The sequence below is a fragment of the Bacillus sp. FJAT-29937 genome (assembly GCF_001509555.1).
Taxonomy (GTDB): domain Bacteria; phylum Bacillota; class Bacilli; order Bacillales; family Cytobacillaceae; genus Cytobacillus.
Map to the genome: position 1 here is coordinate 154,909 of NZ_LMAS01000005.1, position 26,718 is coordinate 181,626.

30 protein-coding genes are annotated in these 26,718 nt (G+C 37.0%); 22 read left to right on the plus strand and 8 right to left on the minus strand.

Going from position 1 to position 26,718, the window contains the following annotated elements:
• Positions 1-3: 3 nt before the first annotated feature.
• The 9 genes from AR328_RS12790 (at position 4) to AR328_RS12830 (ending at position 7,413) form a co-directional block, all read left to right on the plus strand.
• Positions 4-921 (plus strand): ABC transporter permease, encoded by a 918-nt coding sequence (locus AR328_RS12790; RefSeq protein WP_082677221.1) that lies wholly within the window; start codon positions 4-6, stop codon positions 919-921.
• Between the two features lie 15 nt (positions 922-936).
• Positions 937-1,917, plus strand: a complete 981-nt coding sequence (locus tag AR328_RS12795; RefSeq protein ID WP_066295902.1) for an ABC transporter ATP-binding protein — start codon at positions 937-939, stop codon at positions 1,915-1,917.
• 5 nt (positions 1,918-1,922) lie between these two features.
• Positions 1,923-2,945, plus strand: coding sequence for an ABC transporter ATP-binding protein (locus AR328_RS12800; RefSeq protein ID WP_066295896.1), 1,023 nt, complete (start codon positions 1,923-1,925; stop codon positions 2,943-2,945).
• Positions 2,946-2,961: 16 nt separating this feature from the next.
• Positions 2,962-4,080 (plus strand): NAD(P)/FAD-dependent oxidoreductase, encoded by a 1,119-nt coding sequence (locus tag AR328_RS12805; RefSeq protein ID WP_066295432.1) that lies wholly within the window; start codon positions 2,962-2,964, stop codon positions 4,078-4,080.
• Between the two features lie 36 nt (positions 4,081-4,116).
• Positions 4,117-4,434 carry a (2Fe-2S)-binding protein gene (locus tag AR328_RS12810; RefSeq protein ID WP_066295436.1) on the plus strand — a complete coding sequence of 106 codons (318 nt, stop codon included), beginning with the start codon at positions 4,117-4,119 and terminating at the stop codon, positions 4,432-4,434.
• Positions 4,431-5,525 carry an NAD(P)/FAD-dependent oxidoreductase gene (locus AR328_RS12815; protein ID WP_066295438.1) on the plus strand — a complete coding sequence of 365 codons (1,095 nt, stop codon included), beginning with the start codon at positions 4,431-4,433 and terminating at the stop codon, positions 5,523-5,525. The genes AR328_RS12810 and AR328_RS12815 overlap by 4 nt, the downstream gene beginning before the upstream one ends.
• Before the next feature lie 28 nt (positions 5,526-5,553).
• Complete coding sequence (locus AR328_RS12820) at positions 5,554-5,865, plus strand: (2Fe-2S)-binding protein (protein ID WP_066295440.1); 312 nt, start codon at positions 5,554-5,556, stop codon at positions 5,863-5,865.
• A gap of 11 nt (positions 5,866-5,876) precedes the next feature.
• On the plus strand, positions 5,877-6,950 hold the full coding sequence (locus AR328_RS12825) for an NAD(P)/FAD-dependent oxidoreductase (RefSeq protein ID WP_066295444.1): 1,074 nt from the start codon (positions 5,877-5,879) through the stop codon (positions 6,948-6,950).
• 67 nt (positions 6,951-7,017) lie between these two features.
• Entirely contained in the window at positions 7,018-7,413 is a 396-nt protein-coding gene (locus AR328_RS12830; RefSeq protein ID WP_066295448.1) for a Rid family detoxifying hydrolase, read from the plus strand.
• Between the two features lie 196 nt (positions 7,414-7,609).
• Here the strand turns inward: AR328_RS12830 and AR328_RS12835 are convergent, their stop codons facing one another.
• A complete protein-coding gene (locus tag AR328_RS12835; RefSeq protein WP_066295449.1) occupies positions 7,610-7,894 on the minus strand; it encodes a hypothetical protein in 285 nt (94 codons plus the stop codon).
• Between the two features lie 339 nt (positions 7,895-8,233).
• On the opposite strand from AR328_RS12835, the gene AR328_RS12840 reads away from it, so the two are divergent.
• The 8 genes from AR328_RS12840 to AR328_RS12875 all read left to right on the plus strand — a co-directional run bounded on the left by AR328_RS12840 (position 8,234) and on the right by AR328_RS12875 (position 14,004).
• Positions 8,234-8,836: a hypothetical protein gene (locus AR328_RS12840; RefSeq protein WP_066295450.1), complete on the plus strand. Its 603-nt coding sequence runs from the start codon at positions 8,234-8,236 to the stop codon at positions 8,834-8,836.
• Positions 8,837-8,870: 34 nt separating this feature from the next.
• Positions 8,871-9,386, plus strand: a complete 516-nt coding sequence (locus AR328_RS12845) for an ankyrin repeat domain-containing protein (RefSeq protein ID WP_331457189.1) — start codon at positions 8,871-8,873, stop codon at positions 9,384-9,386.
• A gap of 107 nt (positions 9,387-9,493) precedes the next feature.
• Positions 9,494-10,039, plus strand: coding sequence for a GNAT family N-acetyltransferase (locus AR328_RS12850; RefSeq protein ID WP_197414461.1), 546 nt, complete (start codon positions 9,494-9,496; stop codon positions 10,037-10,039).
• A 778-nt stretch (positions 10,040-10,817) separates the two neighbouring features.
• Complete coding sequence (locus AR328_RS12855) at positions 10,818-11,330, plus strand: RDD family protein (RefSeq protein WP_066295460.1); 513 nt, start codon at positions 10,818-10,820, stop codon at positions 11,328-11,330.
• A gap of 415 nt (positions 11,331-11,745) precedes the next feature.
• Positions 11,746-12,072, plus strand: a complete 327-nt coding sequence (locus tag AR328_RS12860; RefSeq protein WP_066295461.1) for a YnfA family protein — start codon at positions 11,746-11,748, stop codon at positions 12,070-12,072.
• 341 nt (positions 12,073-12,413) lie between these two features.
• A complete protein-coding gene (locus tag AR328_RS12865; RefSeq protein ID WP_066295462.1) occupies positions 12,414-13,214 on the plus strand; it encodes a DUF817 domain-containing protein in 801 nt (266 codons plus the stop codon).
• Between the two features lie 78 nt (positions 13,215-13,292).
• Positions 13,293-13,772, plus strand: a complete 480-nt coding sequence (locus AR328_RS12870; RefSeq protein ID WP_066295464.1) for a DUF2975 domain-containing protein — start codon at positions 13,293-13,295, stop codon at positions 13,770-13,772.
• Between the two features lie 10 nt (positions 13,773-13,782).
• Positions 13,783-14,004: a helix-turn-helix domain-containing protein gene (locus AR328_RS12875; RefSeq protein ID WP_066295467.1), complete on the plus strand. Its 222-nt coding sequence runs from the start codon at positions 13,783-13,785 to the stop codon at positions 14,002-14,004.
• 168 nt (positions 14,005-14,172) lie between these two features.
• Here AR328_RS12875 and AR328_RS12880 read toward each other — a convergent pair whose 3' ends face one another.
• Positions 14,173-14,589 (minus strand): DUF1284 domain-containing protein, encoded by a 417-nt coding sequence (locus tag AR328_RS12880; protein WP_066295469.1) that lies wholly within the window; start codon positions 14,587-14,589, stop codon positions 14,173-14,175.
• Between the two features lie 202 nt (positions 14,590-14,791).
• Positions 14,792-15,694, minus strand: coding sequence for a DMT family transporter (locus AR328_RS12885; RefSeq protein WP_066295913.1), 903 nt, complete (start codon positions 15,692-15,694; stop codon positions 14,792-14,794).
• 167 nt (positions 15,695-15,861) lie between these two features.
• Here AR328_RS12885 and AR328_RS12890 point away from each other — a divergent pair, with 167 nt between their 5' ends.
• Both AR328_RS12890 and lepB read left to right on the plus strand, forming a co-directional pair.
• Positions 15,862-16,770: a LysR family transcriptional regulator gene (locus AR328_RS12890; RefSeq protein ID WP_066295472.1), complete on the plus strand. Its 909-nt coding sequence runs from the start codon at positions 15,862-15,864 to the stop codon at positions 16,768-16,770.
• An 87-nt stretch (positions 16,771-16,857) separates the two neighbouring features.
• On the plus strand, positions 16,858-17,388 hold the full coding sequence (gene lepB, locus AR328_RS12895; RefSeq protein WP_066295473.1) for a signal peptidase I: 531 nt from the start codon (positions 16,858-16,860) through the stop codon (positions 17,386-17,388).
• A gap of 90 nt (positions 17,389-17,478) precedes the next feature.
• Here lepB and AR328_RS12900 read toward each other — a convergent pair whose 3' ends face one another.
• The 5 genes from AR328_RS12900 to AR328_RS12920 form a co-directional block, all read right to left on the minus strand.
• Entirely contained in the window at positions 17,479-17,901 is a 423-nt protein-coding gene (locus AR328_RS12900) for a hypothetical protein (protein WP_231734822.1), read from the minus strand.
• 304 nt (positions 17,902-18,205) lie between these two features.
• Positions 18,206-18,646, minus strand: coding sequence for a GNAT family N-acetyltransferase (locus AR328_RS12905; protein WP_066295475.1), 441 nt, complete (start codon positions 18,644-18,646; stop codon positions 18,206-18,208).
• A gap of 507 nt (positions 18,647-19,153) precedes the next feature.
• A complete protein-coding gene (locus AR328_RS12910; RefSeq protein ID WP_066295923.1) occupies positions 19,154-19,915 on the minus strand; it encodes an ATP-binding cassette domain-containing protein in 762 nt (253 codons plus the stop codon).
• Between the two features lie 26 nt (positions 19,916-19,941).
• On the minus strand, positions 19,942-20,709 hold the full coding sequence (locus AR328_RS12915; protein ID WP_066295477.1) for an ABC transporter permease subunit: 768 nt from the start codon (positions 20,707-20,709) through the stop codon (positions 19,942-19,944).
• Between the two features lie 37 nt (positions 20,710-20,746).
• The gene (locus tag AR328_RS12920; protein ID WP_082677223.1) at positions 20,747-21,745 is read right to left on the minus strand and encodes an aliphatic sulfonate ABC transporter substrate-binding protein; all 999 of its coding nucleotides are present in this window, start codon (positions 21,743-21,745) and stop codon (positions 20,747-20,749) included.
• Positions 21,746-22,428: 683 nt separating this feature from the next.
• Between AR328_RS12920 and AR328_RS12925 the strand changes: the two genes are divergently transcribed.
• From AR328_RS12925 to AR328_RS12935, 3 genes are all read left to right on the plus strand, one after another.
• Positions 22,429-22,977, plus strand: a complete 549-nt coding sequence (locus AR328_RS12925) for a histidine phosphatase family protein (RefSeq protein ID WP_442854448.1) — start codon at positions 22,429-22,431, stop codon at positions 22,975-22,977.
• 370 nt (positions 22,978-23,347) lie between these two features.
• Entirely contained in the window at positions 23,348-25,309 is a 1,962-nt protein-coding gene (locus AR328_RS12930) for a transporter substrate-binding domain-containing protein (RefSeq protein ID WP_197414462.1), read from the plus strand.
• Positions 25,284-26,657, plus strand: coding sequence for a sigma-54-dependent transcriptional regulator (locus AR328_RS12935; protein WP_066295490.1), 1,374 nt, complete (start codon positions 25,284-25,286; stop codon positions 26,655-26,657). Before AR328_RS12930 ends, AR328_RS12935 begins: the two co-directional genes overlap by 26 nt.
• Positions 26,658-26,718 lie beyond the last annotated feature (61 nt).

Below are 26,718 nucleotides of genomic sequence, written 5' to 3' on the forward strand. Positions count from 1 at the left end.
GACTTGGAGGCAAATGTAAGTATCAATAAAGGAAAAGCTGCTTCTCCCATAGGGAAAGTTAGTCCAATAAAAAGATGGGCGAAGTTATTATTTCAAAGTAAAACAGGAACTGTCGGTTTCTTTATCGTATTTTTGGTCGTATTTGTTGCTATATTTGCTGATATTTTAGCCCCTTATGATCCAGCCAAAAATAATTTAAGCGATATGTTAAAACCTCCTGCTTGGTCAGATGGTGGATCACCTGCATATTTACTTGGTACTGATAATTTAGGGCGGGATATCCTTAGTAGGATCATCTTTGGAACCCGTGTTTCATTATTAGTTGGTGTTTTTTCGGTAATATTAGCTGGAATTATTGGGATAGTTGTGGGGCTCTTTGCAGGTTATTATGGTGGAATCGTAGATAACGTATTGATGAGAATCGTGGATTCTTTTATAGCAATTCCAAGTATACTCTTTATTCTCGTTGTTCTTTCAGTTTTTAGACCAAGTTTATTGGTCCTTATTATCGTTATTGGTTTTACTAATTGGGTTACATATGCACGAGTTGTGAGAGGCGAAGTTTTAAGTATTAAAGAAAGGGAATTTGTTAAAGCTTCAAAATCTATTGGTACAAGCAGTATTACAATCATGATCAAACATATTCTTCCAAACATTCTATCCTCTTTTATTGTCATTTCAACTTTAAGTGTAGCGACGACGATTGTCCTTGAGGCCTCTTTGAGTTTTTTAGGGTTAGGTATTCAACCCCCGGAGGTATCGTGGGGTGGAATGTTAACAGATGGAAGAAATTATTTAGCTACAAATTGGTGGCTAGCGACCTTTCCTGGTATTGCGATAACAGTTACCGTCCTTGGAATTATTTTCTTAGGTGATTGGCTTCGAGATGTACTAGATCCAAGAACACAGATAAGAAAATAGGAGGGAATAATGATTATGAGTAACAGTGAAACACTTTTAGAAGTTAAAGAATTAAAAACATACTTTTTTACAGAATATGGTGTTGTTCCGTCTGTAGACGGTGTTTCTTTTGCGATTAATAAAGGTGAGACTGTTGGGATTGTTGGTGAATCGGGATGTGGTAAAAGTGTCACCTCCTTATCTATCCTTCAATTAGTGAATGAACCAGGAAAGATTGTTAGCGGAGAAGTAACATTTAATGGCCAGGACTTAACGAAATATTCTAATAAAAGGATGCGGAAAATTCGCGGAAATAAAATTTCAATGATATTTCAAGAACCACTCACCTCTCTTAATCCTGTATTCACAATTGGTAGCCAAATATCGGAATCATTTCGACTTCATCAAAATGTTGATAAAAAAAATGCGAAAGAATTAGCGATTAGCATGCTAAAAAAAGTCGGCATTCCAAAAGCAGAAAAAGTCTACTCCTCATTCCCACACCAACTTAGTGGTGGAATGCGGCAACGGGTCATGATAGCAATGGCTTTATCATGCAATCCTGAATTATTAATCGCCGATGAACCGACAACAGCATTAGATGTCACTATTCAAGCTCAGATACTCAATCTTATGAAGGATTTAAGTAGAGAATTTAAAACTTCAATTATAATAATCACCCATGATTTAGGTGTTGTTGCTGAGATGGTTGATCGTGTCATTGTGATGTATGCAGGTCAGATTGTAGAGCAAAACAATGTATTTGATTTATTTAAGAACCCAAGGCATCCGTACACACAAGGCTTATTAAATAGTACACCTAAAATTCACGATCTTAAAGATAAACTTGAATCAATTAAAGGAAATGTTCCTACTCCAAATGAATTACCGCATGGTTGTAAATTTCATCCAAGATGTCCTTTTGCAATGGATAAATGCAGACAGCAGGAACCTCCTTTATTTCAATTAGCACAACTTACAGAAGTGAGATGCTGGCTGCATGAGGAAATGAGGTGATAAAAATGGCGACGGCTGAGAAGCTAAATAAAGCAAATGAAGAGTATTTGCTCAGAGTAGAGGGTTTAAAAAAGTATTTTTCAAGTTCCACGGGTTTATTTAGGAAGTCTATATATCAGGTTAAGGCTGTTGATGGTATTGATCTTACTGTGAAAAAGGGGGAAACATTAGGTATTGTTGGGGAGTCGGGTTGTGGGAAATCAACAACCGGCAATCTTATACTTCGATTGCTTGAACCTACTGGGGGCAAAATTATTTTTGAAAATAAGGATCTCACCGCTCTATCTGAAGGTGAAATGAAGAAAGTTCGCAGAGATATACAAATGGTATTTCAAGACCCCTTTTCATCTTTGAACCCTAGGATGAGAGTATTTGACATTATAGCCGAACCGCTCCGGACACATAAAATTTCAAAAGGCAAGCAACTTGAGAATGAAGTTTATGAGTTATTAGAAACTGTAGGTTTAGACCGTTCATTTGCTAGTAGATTTCCGCATGAATTTAGTGGAGGTCAGAGACAAAGGATTGGAATTGCAAGGGCACTGGCATTAAAGCCAAAATTAATTGTTTGTGACGAACCCGTTTCAGCGCTAGATGTTTCAATTCAAGCCCAAATATTGAATTTACTAATCGAATTACAAAAAAAGTTTGACTTAACTTATATATTCATTGCGCATGGAATACCTGCAGTAAAATATATTAGTGACCGGATTGCTGTTATGTATATGGGAGAGGTGGTCGAGATTGCTTCAAAGGAAGAGTTATTTAGTCACACTCTTCACCCTTATACATCTGGATTAATTTCAGCTGTACCAGTACCAGACCCTATGTTAAGGGAACGCGAAAATAGAATAATACTGGAAGATGATATTCCAACGCATATAGATGATTCTGTCGGATGCAGATTTTATTCAAGATGTCCGTTCAGAATGGATAAATGTAAGGAGGAGCGCCCCAATCTAAAAGAATATCGGGAAGGGCATTATGTTTCGTGTCATTACCCACTAGATAAAAAAGTACTTGTCTAAAAGGAGGAAACGAATAATGAAAGTAATTGTTATAGGATCTGGAATTGTTGGATCAAGCACAGCCTACTATCTCGCAAGAAAGGGGATAGAGGTTGTAGTGATTGACAAGGAACATCAGGGACAGGCTACCGCTGCAGGGGCCGGAATCGTTTGTCCATGGATTACAAGTGTGGAAGATGAGAATTGGTATCAGATTGCTAGAGAAGGTGCCCTTCATTATCCGAAACTTGTATCGGCACTAAAAGAAGATGGGGAAGTTAATCTTGGATATAAAATGGTAGGTGCAATGGCTGTAAGTAGTAATGATGAAGAGTTAGACAGTATTGAAAAAAGGATACATCAACGCAAGGTGGATACACCAGAGGTTGGAGAAGTAACGCGTTTGTCTGCTCAGGAAGCACAAAGACTTTTTCCTCCATTACAAAAAGATCTTAAGGCCGTTCATGTTACAGGTGGGGCAAGAGTGGATGGGAAATTATTAAGAGATGCTATGCAGAGAGGAGCAAAGAAACATGGGGTTATTCATCACACAGGTGAAGGAAAGTTAATCGTTAATAATAATAAAGTTATCGGAGTAGAGATAAACGGTATCCCCATTTATGCAGATAAGGTGATAGTGGCTGCTGGCGCGTGGACAAAAGAGTTATTATCTCCGCTAGGATTAGAGGTTGCGATTGAACCTCAACGTGGTCAAATCGCTCATTTAGTTTTACCAAACGAGGATACCAAGCAATGGCCGGTTATTCTACCTCAAACTAGTTATTATATGGTGGCTTTTGATGATTCAAGGGTTGTGGTTGGAGCTACGAGAGAAAGTGGAACAGGATTTGATTATCGATTAACAGCTTCTGGAGTCAAAAGTGTTTTAGAAGCTGGTTTAGAGATTGCTCCAGGGCTTTCAGATAGTTCATTGAAGGAAGTTAGAATAGGATTTAGACCATTGGGGCCAGATATCCTTCCGCTGATTGGGGTAATTTCTGGTTTGGAGGGATTGATTATTTCGACAGGATTGGGTGCTTCGGGGATCACTATGGGCCCTTATGTTGGAGTGTTAGCAGCTAAGTTAGCTCTTGAAAATTCAATTGATATTGATTTAGGGCCATATAATCCATTAAGGAAGCCACAGGAGGTTTGAACATTCATTCTAAAAAGTTGAAGAAGGTGTGTAAGGATGCATATCAAAAATCATCCATATTTCGGAGAAAAGTTAATTGACCCGGTAACAATTTATTATGAAGGAAAACCTTTAAGGGCATACAAACATCAAACTATTGCTTCTGCATTGATGGCAAATGGAATAAAAAAATTAGGAGTCACACGAAAGAATGTGCAAGCTAGGGGACTTTTTTGCTCTAGAGGAAGATGTTGCAGTTGCTATATGACGGTGGATGGAGAGGATCATATTCAGACCTGTATGAAAAGGGTAGAAGAAGGAATGAAGATTCTTCCGAATAATGCAGATCCGAAGATTGGAAGTGAAGCTTTATGAACACCGATGTATTAATTATTGGTGGGGGACCGTCGGGATTAGCAGCTGCCACTGAACTAGGAGAAAGAAATTTGGATGTAACAATAGTAGATGAATCATATGAATTAGGTGGGCAGCTTAGGCAACAAACACAGCCATTGGAATATTTACCCACACAGTATCAAAATATGCGAGGATTTGAATTAGCGGAAAGTTTAGTTAAAAAGGTAAATCAACAATCATCATCCCTTCGGAAATTTTTAAATCATAGAGTTATTGGCTTATATAAAGATGGAAGTGTTGGTATTTCGGATGGGCAGAAGATTTTTGCCGTTAAAGCGAAGAAAATTATTGTAGCAACGGGTGCATATGAGAAAGCAATTCCTTTTTTAAAATGGACCTTACCTGGAATTATGACGATTGGAGCTGCGCAAACATTAATTAATAGAGAATTAGTTCTTCCAGGCAGAGAAACGGTCATTATAGGGATAAGCGACTTCACCCTCGATGTGGTTTCTCAATTACAAGATGTAGGGATTACCGTGAAAGGAATAGTTGTGCCGAAGGAAACTAAATCTCCGTTTAACTGTGAACAATTAAGCAGAGTAGTGGCATCTGGTGTTACAGTATATCAAAATGCTATTGTAATAGAGGCAAAAGGAAACGGACAAGTGGAAGAGCTTATGATTAAGCACGACGAAAAGCTTATGAATTTTCAAGTTGATTTTGTATGTTTAGACGGAGGGAGAGCCCCGGTATTAGATGTGTTTTATCAACTAAATTGTTCCTTTGGATATCGGGAAGCATTAGGCGGGTGGCTGCCTCAATATGACGCAAATTTTAGAACTAGCGAAGAAAATATATATATAGCAGGAAGTGCATCAGGAATTAGCAATCATGGTGTTGTGCTGTTAACAGGAATGATTGCTGGAATTAGTGTTGGTGAAGAGCTAAAAATGATTGAACAGGAAGAAGCACAGTTTATTAGAAATTCATTGTGGAAGGAAGTAGAGGTTTTAGAATCAAAGGGAAGCCCAATGGTTTGGGAAGAAAGGAAATTGCACATTAACCATTTCTCGCAACCAATGATAAAAGATCAATTCATCTCGTGAATAAAGAATGATAAAAGTGGGTGTTTCAATGGATAAAGCAACAATTATTTGTCGATGTGAAGAGATAAGCTATGAAGAAATAGAAGAAGTCATTAATTATGGCGCCAAGTCCTTTGATGATATTAAACGGATTACAAGGTGTGGAATGGGGGCCTGTCAATCAAAAATTTGTGCAATTCTTGTTAATCAAATCATTCATGAACTTACTGACCAGCCTCTTCCAGAAATCACACTCCCTCGAATGCGTATGCCTATTTATCCAATTAAAATTGAAACATTAGCAACAAATAGTACAGCGTTCTCAACAGTTAAATCTGTTTTAGATGAACTAGATTTATAGGGGGAAGGTAAATGACCAAATATTACCAAACGATTATCCTTGGCGCGGGTGTGATTGGAAATAGTATTGCTTATCATCTTTCTGAAAGAAGTAAAGAAGAGATATTAGTTCTTGATAAAAAATTTCCTCTTTCTGGAACTTCGGGGTCCACTCAGGCTTGGGTTTGGGTCCATAATAAATCTCCATCGTGGTATGCAGAATTCAGCATGTATAGTAGTGAGCTCTATCCCTATTTATCTAGAAAAATTGGAGATGTGGAATATAAACGAACAGGTGGACTATCCCCTTTTTTTAACGAGAAAGACCGTGAAAAAGCAAAACGCCTTGCAGAAGAGTACAGGAGGATAGGTATTAAAATTAAAGTATTAACAAGGGATGAAGTACTTGAAAAAGAGCCTTATTTAAACCCCTCAGTGGCCGGAGCAACTTTTAGTAAAATTGATGGAAATGTAAATCCGTTTCGCCTGGTTGATATGTTAATGAGGGCAGCTAAGAAAAATGGTGTAGAATACTCTTACTATAATACGGTAACTAACGTCCAAAAAAGTAATGGATATTACTTACTCGAGAGTAAAAAAGGAAACTATCGTTGTAAAAATCTTATTCTAGCTTCTGGAACATGGTCACGAGAGATTGGTAAAATGTTAGGAATTAATATTCCTGTCAATCAACTAAGAGGGCAAATTTTAGTCACAGAACCCCTTCAGCCTTTTTTAAATTATACAATTAGTGGAATGAGGCAAGCCAATAATGGAGAGGTATTAATTGGCTATTCCATGGAAAAGGTTGGTTTCGACCGTTCTACTACACTTGATGTCATACAAGAAACCGCCAATCTAGCAAAACATTATGTACCTTCAATAGGAAAGGCAAAAATAGTCCGCGCTTTTTCCGGGATTAGGGCAATGCCTGAAGATGGATTGCCTATTTTAGGATGGGTGCCAGATAAGGAAAATCTTTATGTAGCTGCAACACATAGTGGTGTCACATTATCGCCCTTAATAGGAACATTAATAACCGAGTTAATTCTTGATGGAGAAACATCCATTCCAATTGATCGTTACTCTATAGAAAGGTTCGGTTGACATTCGAAATGAAAAGTATGAGACGGATAAAAACAATAGATATATCACGAAAATGGAGGTAAAAATCATGGTTGAACAAATTAATACGAATAAAGCACCTGTAGCAGTTGGCCCCTACTCACAGGCGGTTATAGCCAATGGTTTTGCTTTTTTATCAGGAATGTTGCCATTAGATATTAAAGATGGAAAAATTGTAGGTGAAACAGCAGCAGAGCAAACAAAGCAGATTATGGATAACATTGTTTCATTATTATCCGAGTTGAATGTTGGATTAAATGAAATTGTAAAAGCAACAATTTTTTTAGATTCGATGGACAGTTTTCAAGCTGTAAATGAAGTATATGGATCTTATTTTACAGTACATAAACCAGCACGAAGTTGTGTTGAAGTTTCCGCGCTTCCTAGGGGCGCCTTAGTCGAAATCGAGGTAATTGCAAGATTAGACAAAAGAAATATTTTATAAATAAGAAGTAGGTATTTTAAACACTCGAAAAAATGTCTACTTCTTCTCAACTCAGGTAATGCATTTGCATAATCTTCCAAATCACAATATGAATCTTTCAATTACTTTGTAGTCGCGGCAATATTACTATGCTCCCCCAATCTTCTTAGCCCTTTCTTAATTGAGAGTTATTTGTGGCTAAGAAGATTCCTATCTTTTATTTCGCTAGTTTTTCAATAACATTTATCAATGGCATTTGCATTGGTTCCCACAAATCAACTCCATTCTTACTGATATCATTGTCCAGAAAAAAACGTTTACAAATGGCTAAGTCTACAACCGGGATTCCATTAAACTCACCAGTTAGGGTGTAAAATGCACTCACAGCAGGGTCAATATCAATGACAAATTTGTTATCAATTAATATTACTTCACTTTCTATTTCCTGACCAAATTTGGGGTCCTTTGAATCAGAAAAATATACATTAGTAATCTCAATCATAAAAACTCCCTCTTCCCCCTAGTTTTAATTACCATTCCAAAATGGTCTGGATTCCTCGGACAAAGAACCTTGGAGATCATTTTTCCGCTTGAAACCTTTTATATAAAAAATGTCTAAACCCTTGGCACACATGGGATAACACGTTTTTTTATTATTATAATTAACGTTAAGAAGGATTAACGCTCTTTTTGTTGAAATTATTCAAATAACGAAGCAGGAGAGTTGTGCGAAATTAATAAAACATAACGTCAATCAAGAGTATAAATGTTGCTTGAAAATCACCAAAAATTGATCAGCTTTATTATTATCTGGAAATGTATATAGGAATGGGGCTAAAACATGATAATAAAATTAATATTAACTGGATTTTTATTGAGTCTATTCTCGCTAGTTGGTTGTAGTAATGGGCAAAACGAAAAACAAGGTCAAGTCCAAAGTTTGGTTGATGATGTTGTCGAGGATACATATGAAATAGAATCGGTGCAAATGCAAAATGATTTTCTAAATGAACGTAATCAGTATTTAGTGACGACCATTAAGGAGCTGATCGAGAATTTATCGGATAAAGAAATGTTGGAATTCGCACAAAATCAGGTTATATATGAGTTACAGGTTAATGGGGAATCTATTCCTAAAAACGGGCAAGTAACTATTTCAGCGGGGGAAGTTGAAGTTTTATTATCTGAAAAGGTATTGGGGCATGATTTTTTACCAGATGAATGGTTAGAGAAAGGAAAAGTTAGTGGAAATTATATTGACCATTTGTTAAATATCGATACTTCAAATTGGCTGCCAATGGGAATGGATGGCACTGTTAATACAGCACAAGGTTTTCAGCTAGCTGATGGAAAAGCTGGTCAAAAGTTCTCTTTTAATATGACAGAAGAATTAAGAGACCGATTGAAAATGGATACTAATTTAATACAAATTGAAGTAAAGTAAATTTCATCAATTAAAAGACAATGGGGGGATTATTGTGAATATTAAAGTGAATGATGTATTTCAAGCTATTGAATCCAATGATCTTGCTGCTTTAGAAAAGGCTCTTATTTCTAACCCATCTTTATCAAATTTAGAAAATGAGCAAGGATTAACACCACTAGGAATTGCATCGCATTTTGGAAATAAAGATGCTGTACAGATTTTATTAAATTATAATGCAGATGTTAATGGCGTTTCTCATTCTAAGATAGAGTTTATTCCGTCAAATACGGCTCTTCATGCTGCAATCGCAGGAGAACGAAATTTAGAGGTCATTGAACTCCTTTTAAAGAATCATGCGAAAGCCAATATTTTTGATAGCAATGGGCATACAGCTTTACATACTGCTGCATTTCATGATAATAACTTGGATCTAATTATACTACTTTTAAAACATGGTGCTTCTGTTCAGGCAAAGGTTGATGGTGGAAAAACTGCATTGGAAATAGCGGTAGAACAGGGGAATAAACAAGTAGCTGAACTATTGCGTTATTATGCTGAGTTAGCTTGACGTAAAATGTCAATCGGGGTCTATTTTGGAAAACAGAGAATTAATACCTTTTATGATAAAACATAGAAGGTGATTGTAAAATTTGGTAAATTGTAGGTTAGAACAATATGGAAAAGGATGGTACTTGGTCAAGTATGGAAAACTATGCTTTCAGGAAAGCAGTAACAAGAGATGTGGATGAAATATATCAACTTATAGAAAAGCGGATTATATGGATGGAAAAAAACAATTTAAATCAGTGGAATAGAACAAATTATCTAGAATCGTATCCAAGGGACTATTTTGAAAACAAAGTAGAAACTGAACAACTTTACGTTATGGAAGATAAACTGACGGGTAAGGTAGTTGGAGCGGTCGTATTACTCGAAGATGATAAGCGATGGACTAACGATGGGTCAAAAAATTACTATATTCACAACCTTGTCAGCGATACAGAGGTTCCAGGTGTTGGGATAAAAATGATCAACTTATGTGAACAGATGGCACTCGTTAACAGTGTCGATGCGGTTAGATTAGACTGTCAGGCTTCAAACATCAAGCTTAACGAGTATTATGAAAGACTTGGATATATCTTTGTTGGTGATGTACAAGAAGGAAGTTATATTGGGAACAAGCGGGAAAAGAAACTAGTGAATTTTGTTGCTAATGAGTGAATTAGTTTAATGTTTCATTATTTTGATGTACTAAAGGCCGGCTTATTAAGTCGACCTTTTTCTGACTGATTACATTGGTATTTAGTGTGCGAGTTCGGCTGATAATTGGTTTGTTTTTTGCTTTTTCCCCACGTTATCGGAACTAATTATCAGAAAGATAGCCTCTTTTATCAAACCATAAAAAAATTGTCCGTTATTATTGATTTTACGGACAGGAACGTTCATAGCATGGGTATTCCAAGTTCACCATCCAAAACGCTAACTATGATGCTTTCATAGTACGTGTTTTCTAAGTACCTCCACCAAAACGCGCACTATGCCCCCTTCATAGTACGTGTTTTTCAAGAACCTCCGCTGAAACGCGCACTATGCCCTCTTCATAGTACGTGTTTTTCAAGTTCTTCCACCAAAACACGCACTATGCCCCCTTCATAGTACGTGTATTTCAAGTTCTTCCTCCAAAACACGCACTATGCCCCCTTCATAGTACGTGTTTTTCAAGTATCTCCGCTGAAACGCTCACTATGACCTCTTCATAGTACGTGTTTTTCAAGTTCTTCCACCAAAACACGCACTATGATCCCTTCATAGTACGTGTTTTTCAAGTATCTCCGCTGAAACGCTCACTATGACCTCTTCATAGTACGTGTTTTTCAAGTTCTTCCACCCAAACACTCACCATGCCCCTTTCATAGCGAAATATTTTGGGTTTTGCGGAATATAAAGTAAGAAGTTACTTTTTAGGTGATCATGAAACGGAAATGGAGGGCTTATCTCTATGTCTTATGCGTCGTTTAAAATCCGCATTTACGCTTTCTTATTAGATTATCTCCTAATCGTTATATACGGCATTTTTGTTGTAAGTACTATTTCTTTTGTATTTCAATCAGTTGTAAACCCCTTATTTTCAAGTTCCCCAGTAACAGCCGAACTGACAGGCTTTTTTATGATGACGCTGCCAGTTTCGCTTTATTTTATTTTGAGTGACTGTTCTAAATGGCAGGGAACATGGGGGAAGAGGAAAATGGGCATCCGTGTTGTTGACGGTGTCGGTAAGCGAATTGGAATCGGTCGCTCAGCTTTGCGAACAGCTATCAAGTTACTTCCTTGGGAGGTTGCACATTTTGGGATATGGCGATTAATGCTTCCATGTGATTTCTCAGAAATTACTATTTATGTGATTCTCAATGTTGTCAATATTGTAATACTATTATATTTAATCATTCCACTTACCAATAAAAGGAGGGAAAATGTTTATGATTGGATAGCGGGAACGGAAGTAATACACTGATCTTTTTAATATATACAAAATGCAATGAACACGAGAAACACGATTCAACCTAGCAAGTGGAGGTTAGGTTCTTGAAAAAAACTCATGATTTTCGAGTAGATATGAGATATTCATAGGCGGAGAAATTCCGGTTAATGTATATAAGGGAGGCATAAGATGTAGATATAAGCGGAGAAATTCCGATTAACTGCTCTAAATAAGACAAAATCCAAGGATTTGGGTAAGATAAACGGAAAACCTCCTCTTATTTTTAGGGAAATATGAGTATTTCCAAAAATAAACGGAATTTTTCCGTTTATTTTTCAAACACGGCAAAATCAACATTCAGTTATTCTATTGAAGGGCCATTATCTGGAATTAGATCTCAAACAAAACTATAATCTACATATACATAAAGGTTTAGGAAGTGGTTTAAATTTTTGGTGCAATCGTTTTGTTTATCGTTGCAGGAATAGCTGAAATTGGTGGGGGCTATTTAATTTGGTTATGGTTAAGAGAAGGAAAACCTTTTTACTGGGGAATTGGTGGTGGAATTGCATTAGCTTTATACGGTGTAATCGCTACATTTCAATCCTTTCCTTCATTCGGTAGAGTGTATGCTGCTTACGGTGGGGTATTTATTGTACTATCTGTTCTGTGGGGATGGGGCATTGATAAAAAAACACCCGATTTATATGATTGGCTAGGTGCTGGGATATGTTTAATAGGTGTTTCGATCATGTTATTTGCACCACGCCAATAGAAAGTTTGTTCAAAGGACAGGTTAGTAGAAGATGAAAATAGCCCAATTTATAAAGCATTTCCTTGTATTAGGGAATGCTTTTTGTTTTGTCTAAAGTTAAATAAAACAATAATATTGTAATAAAAATCAATATTTATTTATTGTAAAACGATAAATTCTGTGTTAAAGTCAAATTTGCAATAACAAAGCTTTTGAATATCGAAGTGATGAAGACACCAAAGATCAATAAAGCGAAAGAAAGATGTTCGGCGGTCAACCTATGTACAAAAATATAAATCTATTTAGCTATAGCATTAGGCAGAACTATGTACATTTAGAAAAAACTTTTGGAGGGACAAATCATGAGTGTATTAAAACAACTAGTTCGCTTCGGTTGGGAGCAGGCCCTATCATGTTTGTTCCCTGTTGTTATTTTTGCTTCTTTGGCTATTACAAAAATCATGCCACTTCCCTTTTTGCCACGGTATGACTGGCTGCTCATCATCTGCCTTCTGATGCAGTGGTGGATGGTGCGTTCTGGACTTGAAACAAGAGATGAACTAAAGGTTATTACTTTGTTCCACCTTATTGGGCTTGCTCTTGAAATTTTCAAAACACATATGGGGTCCTGGTCTTATCCTGAGGAAGGATATGCGAAAATTTTCGGAGTGCCTTTGTATAGCGGATTCATGTACGCAAGTGTAGCGAGTTATCTTTGCCAGGCGTGGAGGAGGCTGAAGGTTGAACTTGTTAAATGGCCACCGTTTTCGGTAGTTGTACTTCTTGCAGCTGCAATTTATTTGAACTTTTTCACCCACCATTATTGGATTGACGTCCGCTGGTGGTTATCTGGACTTGTCATGATCGTCTTTTGGCAATCATGGGTCACATACGAGGTTGGTTGGACTCGTTACCGTATGCCACTCGCCCTTTCTTTTGTACTCATCGGATTTTTCATATGGGTCGCAGAAAATATCGCAACGTTCTTTGGGGCTTGGGAATATCCGAATCAAGCAGACACTTGGAGTCTCGTTCATCTAGGAAAGGTTAGTTCATGGCTCTTATTGGTGATAGTGAGCTTTCTTATAGTAGCCACTTTAAAGCGGGTTAAGGGGAAATCGAGCATGGATAGTGGTTGGTTTTTAACAATAAAAATATTATGAAAAATGATAATAATTTATTGTAAAACGATAAATATTGTATTAGAATCAAATTAATAATAAATAAATGAGGTGCTTTATATGAATAGAGAAACACTCTTTTTAAAGTTCGTTGTTGTTCTTATGGGAATTCCCGTTCTTGCATTGTGCATCTTTTTGGTTCCTGAGATAGGGGATGTTACAGCAAAATTGCTTCCAGAGTTTGCTTTTATTAAATATCTCGTTTCCATCGTTTTTTATGCATCAGCGATCCCTTTTTACTTTGCTTTGTATCAGGCTTTCAAACTTTTGCGCTATATCGATAAAAGTGAGGCTTTCTCCGAATTATCTGTTAATGCTTTAAAGAAAATCAATCGCTGTGCCATCACAATCAGTATCTTGCATCTGCTAGTCTTGCCGCTCTTCTATCTCTTTGCGGAAGTAGATGATGCCCCAGGTGTCATCTTTGTCGGATTGGTAGTTCCTTTTGCTTCCATGGTGATTGCCGTCTTTGCCGCTGTTCTTCAAAAGCTATTAAAAAATGCAATCGATATCAAATCAGAAAATGATTTAACGGTTTGAGGTGAAAACAATGGCGATTATAATCAATATTGATGTGATGCTGGCTAAAAGGAAAATGAGCGTAACCGAACTTTCGGAGCGCGTTGGAATTACCATGGCTAACCTTTCTATCTTGAAAAATGGAAAGGCAAAAGCGATTCGATTTTCAACTTTAGAGGCGATTTGTAAGGCTTTAGACTGTCAGCCTGGGGATATTTTAGAATACCAAAGTTATGAAGACACTAAAGAATGAAAACATGAGATTGAACTGGGTGAAAAAGAAGGCTCACTTCATTTTCCTTAAAACAATAGATTTAGATATATCCAAAAAAAGTAGTTCATAAAGCTACTTTTTTTGCTTCATTTACGGATTCATAAGCAATAGTAAAATAAACCGTACCAACAAATAAAAAAAGAGGGCTCATTTTACTTCCCGTAAGCCCTTCCCTTCATGAATCTCTTGAATACCTTCTTCACAAACTCCATATGAACGCCAGGAACAAGTTTCGCACACGATTTGAATATCGGAGGGGATGACATACTTTTGAATGCACGACTCAATCTCCTCCCAAGTCAAAATATGCCCAATTTTAAGCCCCATTTTCTCTAGAATAGCGGCATCTCTTTCATAAATATGCTCGTCTTGGCAGTGGTATTTCCCGGAGTTTGGGTATTTTTCACACAGCTGATCAGGTCCCTTTATTAGCTGAATGAACGTCTTGGGGTCATTTCTCAACGTTTGATGCAAATGCGTCATATTTTCCACGTATTCTTCGGAATAGCCCATACCCCGATAGCCAAGAAGGCAAAAAAGGTGGTGGCCTCGCAGTTTATACATAATTCTCCCCCTATATACAGGTTCGGCAAATTGAAATGTCAACCAAATTAATTATTGGTTAACTCATATCAATTATCATAACATATCAAACCTAATTTAATGGGAAACTTTTTGTTTCACGAACGGTTCTTTAATGAAAATGATTAGTTGAATGGTTTATAAGGAATAAAGAAAACCTTTCTAATCATCACTGGATATTAAACTACGTTTCAGACCTTCCAATTGTTCTGCTGTAATCTTTTTTCATCATGAACTTTTTAAAATCTATCTTCGTTGTTAAGATTCCGATTAAGACTAGAAAGGCACCTATGTATCCTTTTTCCGAAAGAACTTCACCGGCGAAAATAAAAGCAAATAAAGCTGCGAATACGGGTTCCAATGAAAATATGAGACCTGTATGTGTGGGAGTCGTATATTGTTGGGCTGCGGTTTGGCCGATAAATCCAATCGCACTGCAAAATATACTTAATGCCAAAATAGATACCCATGATTCTGTCGTGTTAGGAAGATGCGGATTTTCGAAAAATAAAGATAGCAGCAACCCCCAAGCCCCGGTAAAACCAAGTTGTAATATTCCAAGAGAAATAGAATCTACATTTTTCGTCAATTTATCCGTCACAATGATGTAAATGGCATAAAACAAAGCTCCTAAAATGATGAGAAAATCTCCAGCGCTAATGCTTAATCCATCATTTAATGTTAAAAGGGCGATACCTACTATTGCGAAGACAACACCGATTACCACCCGTTTTTTAGTTTTTTGTCTAAAAAAGATGGCTAATAACAATGGAACAAATACAACAGCGAGACTAAATAAAAATCCGGCATTTGAGACGGACGTGGATTTTACCCCAATTGTGACAACAGAAATGGCCGAGAACAAGATGGTCCCTAATAAAAACCCATATTTAATCGTCTGAAAATCAATATGCATGAAGCGTTTGTAGAATACGAGCCCTGCTAAAACAAAAGCTATACCGAAGCGTAAGGCGATCAAGTTAAAACCTTGAATAGATTCAAGACCCATCTTCATGAATAAATAAGAGGATCCCCAAAATAAAGTGACCACAAGCATGGTGAAATCTGCCTTTAATTGAGTATTCATCCCCATTCTTTTTACTTTAGCAACAGCTGTACTCCCATTCATTTTTCATCATCACCTATCCTGTCTTGAATTGATTATTTTACATTATATAGGTAGAATTTAAATTAAGAAAATGAATGTTTTTAAAGTTATACATGAATAAAATTCATGGAAAGGGAGTGTTCAATTTGTCTCTTGCAAAGTTTGAGACTTTTAGTAGCGTTGTAGAATTGGGGAGCCTCACGAAAGCGGGGGAAGCACTCGGTTTAACGCAATCTGCTGTTAGTCATGCCATTTCTAGTCTAGAAACAGAATGGGGATTTTCCATTCTTAATCGCGGACGCTCAGGAATCCATTTGACGAGCAACGGAGAGCGCATTTTAACATATATCCGTGAAATTTTAAAATGGAACGAAGAAATGATTCAAGAAATAGCTAATATCAATGGACTAGAAATTGGTACAGTTCGGATTGGCACTTTTTCAAGTGTGTCCATTCACTGGCTGCCTGAAATCATGAAAGTGTTTAATGATCGACATCCTTCTATCGAAATTAAGCTGTTGGAAGGGGATTATGATGATATAGAGCATTGGATATCAACAGGTATGGTTGACTTTGGATTTGTGTCCTTACCCACTGTGCAACAATTTGAAATGATTCCCTTAAAAAATGATAGAATGCTATGCATCGTCTCAGATGAACATCCTCTCGCTGACCAAAATGAGATTTGTTTTGACATGATCAAGGATGATCCTCTAATCAAATCGAAAAAAGGGAGCGATAACGATTTAACCCGAATGTTAAAAGAAAATAATATTACGCCTAATATTAAATTTGAACTTACAGATGACCAAGCCATTATTTCAATGGTTGGAAATGGAATGGGAATCAGTATACTTCCTCAAATGGTATTACACCGTGTCCCGGCTAATGTGCGGATTCTTCAATTAGCAGGAGAACATTATCGGACAATTGGTATTGCTGCTACATCTTTTAAAACCCTTGCCCCAGCCACAAAAAAGTTTATTGAATACCTGAATTCGTGGTTAAGTGAGCCTGTACGGCTATCTGAATTGAATGGTATGGAAGGAATTTAATGCATTTTAACGAATTATTACAAAGGAGTCTATAAATAGGTAGTCTAATTAAAAAACAAAACTAGGTTTAATGTAAGGAGCGAAACGATGAAAGAAAGTACAAAAAAAGAAATCTTTTCTTGGATGAAATCACTGGCATTTGCATTCATAATTGCTTTTATATGCAGGGAATTCCTATTCTCGCCTACAACTGTTTTTGGAGAGTCCATGTCACCTACTTTTCTAGATCAAGAAAAGGTTGTAATTAGTAAAACGGCTGGCATTCAAAGGTTTGATGTGATCGTATTCAATGCCCCTGATGTGGAAGACAAAAAATATATAAAGAGAGTAATAGGACTTCCAGGAGACCGGATAGGGATGAAAGACGATATCCTTTACATTAATGGCGAAGCATTTGAAGAATCATATTTAAAGGAAAATAAAGCGGATAATCCATTTAACAAGCTGACCGGAGACTTTGAATTGCAAGAAGTGCCTAAAGGTTCTTTATTTGTTATGGGTGATAACCGTTTGAATAGTAAGGACAGCAGGCATATAGGCTTCATCCCATACGAATCTGTCATTGGAGAAGTGAAGTTTCGATTTTATCCGTTTAAGGCAATAGGCATACCGAAATAAAGTATTAAAGCAGTGCGTTTCTACTAAAGTAGGGACGCTTTTTTAATTTTCTGCCTAAAAATGTAGACTTAAGAAAAAAGGGAACAGTAATCATTCCATGCTAATATTAATGCTACCACCATTCGTAACTTCCTCCATCCCTATCAGTTCCACCACCAAATGGTCAAGAAGAGAAGGCTCATCTATTTTCCATGTCAATGAAAACACATGATTCTTATTAAATTGATTTTTCACATCTTTGTTTATAGAATAACCAAGCAGTCTTCTTTCGTGCCAAGTCTGTGTTCCGGTGGGGATCAGCCAAAAAAGAACAGTTTCTGTATTTTCAGCTTCTACAGAAATGGTTATTTCTTTCGTTCCCTTTGGTACAATAACCCAATTATTCTTTTCAGGAATATTTGTATAAATACTCTTTATGACTTTAGGTGCAGGCACTGAATTTTGGTTGTTAAAAGGGATGCTTCCTAAACTACTAAGGAGTGTCAATGAAATCATTATTTTGGGGACGAGCATCATATCACCTCTTATGTAATATTTTCATTATTTGAAATAATATGTGCTTTTTTGCTAATGCAGCATGTGAGGATGGGGAAAATTGTTTGAACGGACAGAGAATCCGCTATATTACAAAAAACACCTTAATTCAGGTTGATCAAGGACAGAGGATCCGCTAAATGCCCTAAAACATACAAAAATAACGCTCAATTGGCACAATTGCGGAACCAGTGTCCGTAATTTCTCAAAACTATGCATTTTTACTAATATAACGGAACCACAGTCCGCATCGTAAAGATTTTGTGGAAAACTCCGTGGCTGTTTAGGTAAGTTTTTTATACATCACGATATGCGAACCAATAGGAGGATAATCAAAAACTTCACCATGTATGTTAAAGCCTAATCTATTATAATACCCCTCTACAGTGGTTCGGGCATTGCACCATATAAGGTCAAACGCTTCAGCTTTTAATAAATTTTCAGCATATGCAACAATTAATCTCCCAGCTCCTAGCTTTCTAAACTCTTCTAAAGTCGCCATTCCCCGTAAGCGATATTGCATTTCAGTAGAAAAGTCAGGATTCCTTTCGATACAAAAGGACGCAATACTGATTAACCTGCCTTGAGAAAATGCTCCAACATGAAGCGCACCTGGTTCATGGTCTGTATCATATTTACAGTCCTCAATCGTTTGGTGTGGACGCAGAACAGTATGTCTAAGACTATAAGTCATTTCTGGCGTGATTTTTCTAACCTCTAACATTTTTATCCTCCGATCTTTTTAAAGGAATAATTAATTAGTTCTCTAACTGTTCCAGTAATCCTGCTAGTATTAAAAGGAAAATGAAAGATGGATTAGAAGGCCGAATAGGTATCAATGGAACCACATATGAAATTTCAGAACCCACTGATCTACCTGTTGAGGAAATCAAGAAATTATCGGAATCATAATGGAGAAGAGGAATCCTTCTCTATGAGCGGACAGAGAAGCCGTTATATCCCAAAAAACACCTTAATTCACGTTGCATTAGGACAAAGGATCCACTAAATACCCTAAAACATACAAAAGTAACGCTCAATTAGCACAATTGCGGAACTAGTGTCAGTAAGCTTCTAAAATCATGCTAATATACAAAAATAAAGGAACCCAAGTCCGTAACTTCGAAGGATCCCTTCTTAATTGAACAAAAAAACACCATTGCCGTCTTTGGGTTAACCAACCAAAAACGGCGATGGTTGTAACAATAAGCTTTCAGAGCAATTCCTGCTTTTATTTCTCCGATTTTAAGATCTGGTCAATAATTTTCTTCTCCAATAACGCTAAGGATGGCACCGAAAATTCCCTTGGCCGCGCGGCGTTATTTTTAATATCTAATGTGATATCTCCATCTTCAATGAGGAGGATTCGATCAGCGATTTTTACAGCTTCCCGAACATCATGGGTCACGAGTAAGGCGGTAAACCCTTGATTCAGCCAAAGGTCTTCAATTAAATTTTGCATTTCCATTCTTGTTAAGGCATCCAATGCACTTAAAGGTTCGTCTAATAATAAGAGGGAGGGCTTATGCACCAAGGCTCTTGCAAGTGCAACCCGCTGTTTTTGACCGCCGGAAAGTGTGGATGGCCATTCATCTTTGAAAGATAATAATCTGACGGCCTCTAAAGTCTGTTCTGCTTTTTCTTTCCAGTTTCCATTTAACCCAAGACCGACATTTTTTAATACACTTTTCCATGGCAAAAGGCGAGAATCTTGATACATCATGGTGGCACTAGACTTTGATTCTTTAACTGGCGTATCGTTAAAAAATATTTGACCTGATGTAGGCTCCTCTAACCCGGCAATCAGTCGCAGAAGCGTACTTTTACCGCTGCCGCTCTTACCGACAATGGCAACAAATTGTCCTGCTTCTATTTCAAGTGACACATTGTTTAATACTGTTTTTTCGCCAAAACTTTTTTCGATATTTTTCAAGCTTATATGAACGGCATGATTGTTCTTTTGTACAGTTTCACTTATGACTGGCTCACGCATAGCCATCGTTTAATCCCTCCAACCAATTAACGAACATAGCTTTGGTGCCAGCGGAGTGCTTTCCTTTCTCCCCAGCGAGCGAGCATATCCGCCAATTTTCCAAATAATGCATATAAAATAATCGTAATGATGATAATATCTGATTGCATAAATTGTTGGGCCGTCATGGCCAAATATCCAACACCTCTTGTAGTAGCAATCGTTTCAGCAATGATTAATGTTAGCCACATAACACCGAGGGAGTATCGCAAGCCTACAAAAATGGATGAAAGGGCACCCGGAAACAATACGTTTTTAAATAAATCCCATCCTTTTAATCCATACATTCTTCCCATTTCAATCAATCCTGCATCAAGATTTCTGATTCCATGAAGAGTATTAATATAGACTGGAAACATGACCCCGATGGATACAAGAAATATTTTTGCACCTTCGTCAATCCCAAACCAAAGAATGACAAGCGGGACCAAGGCAAGATTAGGAATATTACGGATCATTTGCAAGGAAGTATCAGTTAACTGAAAGGTGAGATTAGATAATCCATTTGAAATTCCTAAAATAAAACCGATTCCTCCCCCAATCAACAAACCAATTAGGGCACGTGTTAAACTGACCTGCATATGGTAGAAGAGTTCTCCAGAAATAATTAAGTTATAGGCGCTAGTTAGAACTGTAAGTGGGGAAGGCACCAGCTGGGTAGAAACAATCCCAGTCTTTGAGAAAAAATGCCATCCAACCAAAACCAAAATCGGGATAAACCACGGCAATAGACTTTTTGATAACTTTGCCTTCATGACATTTTCCTTTCCGCAAAAGAGCCCGAGCAGAACTCTACTTACCTACATTTTGGGATACATCAATTTTTTCCGGTATTAACCCAATTTCATGATAAACATCTGCTTGCTTTTGCTGTGCATCAATGATTTCTTGGCTCATTTTTTCGGCATTATAATCTCTGCGAGCGGTAGCTCGATCAATGATTTTTTCCTCAATTCCTAACATGGCAGAAACTAATTTAACTACCTCAGGCTTATTTTTATTGGCCCACTCATCCGATTCATCTATGGCTTCGATAATTTTATTGACTAATTCAGGATTTGCCTCATTAAATTTAATGTTTGCCACGTAAAAGGTTCTGTTCGGATAGCCATAATCTATTCCTTCTGTTAGGTTGATTGTATCTAGCTGAATTTCTGTTCCAGCCAAGAACGGATCATAGGTTGCGAATGCATCCAATTTTTTTGTTTCAAATGCAGTACGCCCTTGGGCTGCATCAGATAAATACACCCACTCGACATCATCAAGGCTAATCCCTGCTTCCTTTAATGCTAAAATGGTTAAGTAATGATGATTACCGCCTTTACTTACACCAATCCTTTTCCCTTTTAAATCAGCGATTGACTTGATGTCTGAATCTTTGTGGACAAGGACTCCGACTCCTTCAGGATTGGGCAAGTCTGCTCCTACATAAACAAAGGGCTTATTTCCCGCCTGTGCAAAAATGGTAGCCCCATCTGATGCATGGCCGAAATCGATGTTTCCTGTAAAAAGAGCTTCTAATAAGGGCCCGCCTCCGTTAAATTCTTTCCACTCAATTTCATAACCATCTTCTTGAAGCTTTTTCTCTAAAAATCGACTTTCTTTTAAAATATTTAAAGTGTTTCCCTTTTGATATCCAAGTCGAATGACTTTTCCTGTTTTCTCGCTGTTTGTTTCTTTGTTTTCTCCTGTTGCTGTCTCAGTACTTGATGCTGATTCACAAGCGGTCAACATAAGCAATAATCCGAAAATAATTGCTAATAGCTTGAAGTTTTTCCTTCTGGTGTTCATTCTCATACTCTCCTTTAATAAATTAATAAGTTACTAATTTAATCCGATAATGTTTATCGGGTTAGTAAAGTTTAGTTGTATTGTAATGGATAAATTTAGAAAATTCAACACCCTTTTTTAACTATTTTTTAAAAGACATTGGATAATTGGGGAGGGGATTAAGGTTAAGAAGAAGGCTCAACCTAAGTCGTGCTGCGAAGAAATAGGCTGAAGAACAAATTTTTGTGGAGAAAAGAATGGAGTTTCTTAATCGGTATTCAGTAGTAAAAATTCTTTTACCTTAAAAGTCAAAAATAAGGTCTTAAGGGGAAAGCGCTGGTTGTTCATTTACCGCACAAGTCAAAAAAGAGCTTTTGCGGGTAAAGAGTGGGCTGTTCATTTACCTTATAAGTGAAAAATGAGCTTCGACGGGCAAAGCCAGTGCTGTTTATTTACCGCACAAGTCAAAAATGAGCTTCGACGGGCAAAGCCAGTGCTGTTCATTTACCGTAAAAGTCAAAAATGGGCTTCAACGGGTAAAGCCGGTGCTGTTCATTTACTGCAAATGTCAAAAAAGAGCATCTAAGGTCAAAGCCTGGCCTGTTCATTTACCAAATTGAATACAATCTAAATTTATTTAAAGGAGATGACTTCATTTTTATTCCAATTTTTTGTACTGTAAGGATAAAGAATGAAGCGGGGAGATGGTTAAATTGAAGAAAACTTATATTATTAGGCATTGTGAAGCAGAAGGGCAGCCGCCTGAATCAAAACTAACAAATAATGGCTTGAAACAAGCGTTAGATTTATCTGAGTTTTTTTCCGAAATGAAAATTGATCGAATTCTATCAAGCCCATATAAACGTGCGATTGACACTATAGAACCACTTGCCAAGCAATTAAATATAGAAATTGAGCTTAATAGAAAATTGACAGAACGTATACTAAGTACCGAAAATCTACCTGACTGGCTAGAAAAATTAAGAGCAACCTTTGATGATATGGAACTGAAATTTGAAGGCGGCGAGTCTAGTCAAGCTGCAACGGAACGAATCGTTGAAGTGGCAGAAGAAATTTTTAACGGTGAAAAAGAAAACACCATCATTGTGACACATGGGAATTTAATGTCTTTGCTTTTAAAGTATTATAAGAATGATTTCGGCTTCGATGATTGGAAAAGTCTTAGCAATCCTGATGTATTTCTCTTGAGAAATGAAAATAACGAAGTAACTTTTGAGCGGGTATGGGAGTAAACAAGAGGAGTGTATTTTGATTTTGGGGTATTATTCTTAAGTAAGGGATGTTGTGATAAATTAATCAAATAAAATAGGGTTAGATTTTATATTAATTTAATGAGAGCCTCAAGGAAATGGATAATATATAAACCCAAAAACACGTCATTCGTAAATGGCGTGTTTTGTGTTTTTTCTACTATCTTTGAGAATGGAAGTGTTCCCATTTGGTTGGAAAAAATTCTATATAAGTAAGAGAAGCTTGCTATCATACACAGATTTCCATATTATTATATTAATATTCAAATTTTTCAAACATTACCTAGTAGGAGGTGTCGTTATCCAAAAACAAGTCTGGTTTTTTTATTTTATAATTAGCCTCCTTTTATTTATGTCAATATCACAACGATTAGTAGTTGCAGAAGATAAAATATATAAAATCGCCGGGGAATGGGCTATTCCGCCTTTTTCTTATATAGATCAACAAGGGGCATTGACTGGAATAAATATTGAATTAGCGGAAAAAATCGCAGAGGAAAATGGGATTACTTTTGAATACATACCAATGGAGATTCATGAAGCGGAACAGGCATTAATAGATGGTGAAGTTGACGCGATTGCAGGGCTAACATATAGCACCGAAAAGGATAAAGTATTCGACTTTACTCAACCCTTCTTTACGATGTCAGATTCTTTAATTATCCCTATGAAAAGTTGGAATAAAGTTAAAAGTATCGAGGATATTAGGGACTTGCATATTGTTCTGCAAGATAATCCTCCTGTTCTCAACACGATATTAAATTTACGGAATACGAATCTTACGTTGGTGACAAATCACTACTCGGGTCTTTTGATGCTTCTAAATGACCGAGCTGAAGTTTTTATTGGGAATAAATTTACGGCTTCCTTCTTTTTAAAAGAGCTTGATCAAGAGGAAAATTACCTTATTCTTGATGAAGTCATTAATCCGGCAGATTATGCGATAGCTGTGAAGGAAGGGAATGAGGATCTGCTAATAATCATTAATCAGACGCTTACAAAATTAAAGGCTAAGGGAGAAGTAAGTGAATTAATTGATGAATGGGTTAGACCGGAAACCGGAGCAAAAATTGCTCGTTTGGAACATTTTATCTTCTTATTATCTATATTTCTTTTGATTGGTGCACTCATCCTCATTGCCATCTATATTTGGAATCAACGGTTAAAAGAAGCAGTGAATATTCAAACAAAAGATCTCCAGCTATTAAATGAAGACTTACAAAAACAAAGGCAACGAACTGCTGATAGCTATGCGTTTAAAGAACAAATTTTAAATAAAATAGACACGGGCATCGTTGCTTTCGATATTGACTTTAAGATAACGAGCTGTAATAAGCGGGCATTAGAAATTCTCGAGCTTCCCGCTAATACAAAGTTCAACCTTCAGCATTCTCCCATTTTTTTGAAGCTATTTGAGCATTATCGTTTTGGACAAGCTCTACAACAAGAAAGCGCTGATCGCTTTATTGAAATCAATGATAATGGAGAGCGCAAGGTAATCTACTATACTCTAAATAAGATGTTTAACTCACTTGAAAACCAGGCAGGCTATTTGCTCTCAATGAACGATGAAACCGAAAAAAAGAAACTCGAACAAAAGCTAATTACACAGGAGAAGCTCCACGCGCTTGGCCAGTTAGTAGCTGGTGTAGCTCATGAAATTCGCAACCCGTTAACGTCCATTAAAACTTTCATAGATCTGATCCCAAGGAAATACGATCAACCGAAATTTCAAAAGGTACTTATGGAGCATTTACCTGAGGAAGTGAACAGACTAGATAGGATTGTGACAGACTTAATTGATTATGCCCGTCCTAGTTTACCTAATATTCAACCCTGCACTGCCTTCGAGCTGACATCCTTACTAGCTATATTACAAGTAACCATGAATGAAAATCAGATTGAATTTGAACAATACATGGAACCCGACCTTGTTTTTAACATTGATCCTCAGCAAATTCGCCAAGTCCTCCTTAATCTATTATTAAATGCCATTCATGCAGTGGAAGAAACGGAAGTGAAGAAAATAAAAATCATAATGGAGAAAAAGGATGCCGAGAAAGGGAGAATCATCATTAGAGATACTGGTAAAGGAATGGAGCAAGAGGACCTAAACCATATTTTTGAACCATTTTTTACTACAAAGGGAAATGGTGTCGGATTGGGTTTAACCTTATCCTACAATTTAATAAAAGAGAATAATGGAGATATTCAAGTCAACAGTATTCCTAATAGAGGAACGACATTCACGGTTGTATTGCCTTTATATCAAAAGGAGGAGATTCAGAATGAAGCCCAGAGTACTGATAATTGACGATGAACAAGCCATTTGTACTTCACTTAGCTTTGCTCTTGAAGATGATTATTCCGTTATGACCACAACGGATCCGGAGAAAGGCATACTCATAGCGGAAAAAGAACCAGTGGATATAATACTGCTAGATCTGCGAATTGGGCGTTACAATGGGATGGACGTTTTGCAAAAGATTAAACAAAAAGCCCCAAAAGTAACGGTCATCATGATGACCGCTTATGCTTCAATTGAAACATCCATTGAAGCCATTAAAATGGGTGCCTATTATTATATTGAAAAACCAATTAACATCGAAAACCTATTATCGCTATTATTAAGGGCCACTGAGTTTAAACAAATTTCTACTAAACTAGAAACACTTCATGAAGATCAGGAAGAAAAGAAGGGCCTTAAAGACTTCTTAGGAAATAGTATGGCTATGAAATATGTATTTTCGATGATCGAACGCATTAAAGATATCGACTCTTGCGTCTTGATTACGGGAGAAAGTGGAACGGGGAAAGAACTTGTAGCAAAAAGGATTCATTATTTAGGGAAGCGTAAGGATGGACCATTAGAAATTTTGAATTGTGCAGCCATTCCGGAAAGCTTGCTTGAATCTGAATTGTTCGGTTATGAAAAGGGAGCATTTACAGGGGCAACACAGCAAAAGGAAGGAAAATGGGTCGCAGCAAATGGAGGAACTCTATTTCTTGATGAAATTAGTGAGATGCCCCTACCGCTTCAAGCTAAATTATTGCGGGTCATTCAAGAGCGTGAAGTGACACCTCTAGGTTCTAATAAGAAGATCCCATTAGATGTTCGTATTTTATGTGCTGCTAATAAAAATCTTGAACAAATGGTCAAAGAAGGGAATTTCCGAGAGGATTTGTATTTCAGATTGAACGTTATTCCTATCAAAACACCGCCGTTAAGAGAAAGAAAAGAGGATTTGCCGCTGCTAATTGATTATTTTTTGCAAAAGTATTGTAAGGAAATGAACAGAGAAAAGAGATCTTTTTCTGCAGCTGCCCGCAGACTTTTACTAGACTATCACTATCCGGGAAATGTGCGGGAGCTTGGTAATATCATTGAATACTCAGTAGCGCTCTCTTTGAATACTGTCATTGATGAGGGGGATTTGCCTCATTCCATTCTTGAGCAAAAGAAAGGGGATGGAGGTATTTCTAATGATAGCGAAAAAAATATCGTCATTCCTATCGGTCTAACAATGAAGGAAATTGAAAAAAAGGTGATTTCCGAAACGCTAAAACATTCCGGAAAACACCGTCAAAGGACGGCCCAGACATTACAAATTTCTGAAAGAAGTCTCAGGGATAAAATTAAACTATATGATATTGAAAAATAGCTTAATAAATAAACTTGGTAAACCGGCAAATTTTGCTGAAAATAGCGGCAGAAATTGCCGG

Bases quoted from the DNA above. Each gene is read 5' to 3' on its own strand.
- AR328_RS12795 (WP_066295902.1), top strand. From the start codon at position 937: ATGAGTAACAGTGAAACACTTTTAGAAGTTAAAGAATTAAAAACATAC.
- AR328_RS12800 (WP_066295896.1), top strand. From the start codon at position 1,923: ATGGCGACGGCTGAGAAGCTAAATAAAGCAAATGAAGAGTATTTGCTC.
- AR328_RS12805 (WP_066295432.1), top strand. From the start codon at position 2,962: ATGAAAGTAATTGTTATAGGATCTGGAATTGTTGGATCAAGCACAGCC.
- AR328_RS12810 (WP_066295436.1), top strand. From the start codon at position 4,117: ATGCATATCAAAAATCATCCATATTTCGGAGAAAAGTTAATTGACCCG.
- AR328_RS12815 (WP_066295438.1), top strand. From the start codon at position 4,431: ATGAACACCGATGTATTAATTATTGGTGGGGGACCGTCGGGATTAGCA.
- AR328_RS12820 (WP_066295440.1), top strand. From the start codon at position 5,554: ATGGATAAAGCAACAATTATTTGTCGATGTGAAGAGATAAGCTATGAA.
- AR328_RS12825 (WP_066295444.1), top strand. From the start codon at position 5,877: ATGACCAAATATTACCAAACGATTATCCTTGGCGCGGGTGTGATTGGA.
- AR328_RS12830 (WP_066295448.1), top strand. From the start codon at position 7,018: ATGGTTGAACAAATTAATACGAATAAAGCACCTGTAGCAGTTGGCCCC.
- AR328_RS12835 (WP_066295449.1), bottom strand. From the start codon at position 7,894: ATGATTGAGATTACTAATGTATATTTTTCTGATTCAAAGGACCCCAAA.
- AR328_RS12840 (WP_066295450.1), top strand. From the start codon at position 8,234: ATGATAATAAAATTAATATTAACTGGATTTTTATTGAGTCTATTCTCG.
- AR328_RS12850 (WP_197414461.1), top strand. From the start codon at position 9,494: ATGGAAAAGGATGGTACTTGGTCAAGTATGGAAAACTATGCTTTCAGG.
- AR328_RS12855 (WP_066295460.1), top strand. From the start codon at position 10,818: ATGTCTTATGCGTCGTTTAAAATCCGCATTTACGCTTTCTTATTAGAT.
- AR328_RS12865 (WP_066295462.1), top strand. From the start codon at position 12,414: ATGAGTGTATTAAAACAACTAGTTCGCTTCGGTTGGGAGCAGGCCCTA.
- AR328_RS12870 (WP_066295464.1), top strand. From the start codon at position 13,293: ATGAATAGAGAAACACTCTTTTTAAAGTTCGTTGTTGTTCTTATGGGA.
- AR328_RS12875 (WP_066295467.1), top strand. From the start codon at position 13,783: ATGGCGATTATAATCAATATTGATGTGATGCTGGCTAAAAGGAAAATG.
- AR328_RS12880 (WP_066295469.1), bottom strand. From the start codon at position 14,589: ATGTATAAACTGCGAGGCCACCACCTTTTTTGCCTTCTTGGCTATCGG.
- AR328_RS12885 (WP_066295913.1), bottom strand. From the start codon at position 15,694: ATGAATACTCAATTAAAGGCAGATTTCACCATGCTTGTGGTCACTTTA.
- lepB (WP_066295473.1), top strand. From the start codon at position 16,858: ATGAAAGAAAGTACAAAAAAAGAAATCTTTTCTTGGATGAAATCACTG.
- AR328_RS12900 (WP_231734822.1), bottom strand. From the start codon at position 17,901: ATGCTCGTCCCCAAAATAATGATTTCATTGACACTCCTTAGTAGTTTA.
- AR328_RS12905 (WP_066295475.1), bottom strand. From the start codon at position 18,646: ATGTTAGAGGTTAGAAAAATCACGCCAGAAATGACTTATAGTCTTAGA.
- AR328_RS12910 (WP_066295923.1), bottom strand. From the start codon at position 19,915: ATGCGTGAGCCAGTCATAAGTGAAACTGTACAAAAGAACAATCATGCC.
- AR328_RS12915 (WP_066295477.1), bottom strand. From the start codon at position 20,709: ATGAAGGCAAAGTTATCAAAAAGTCTATTGCCGTGGTTTATCCCGATT.
- AR328_RS12920 (WP_082677223.1), bottom strand. From the start codon at position 21,745: ATGAACACCAGAAGGAAAAACTTCAAGCTATTAGCAATTATTTTCGGA.
- AR328_RS12925 (WP_442854448.1), top strand. From the start codon at position 22,429: ATGGTTAAATTGAAGAAAACTTATATTATTAGGCATTGTGAAGCAGAA.
- AR328_RS12930 (WP_197414462.1), top strand. From the start codon at position 23,348: ATGTCAATATCACAACGATTAGTAGTTGCAGAAGATAAAATATATAAA.
- AR328_RS12935 (WP_066295490.1), top strand. From the start codon at position 25,284: ATGAAGCCCAGAGTACTGATAATTGACGATGAACAAGCCATTTGTACT.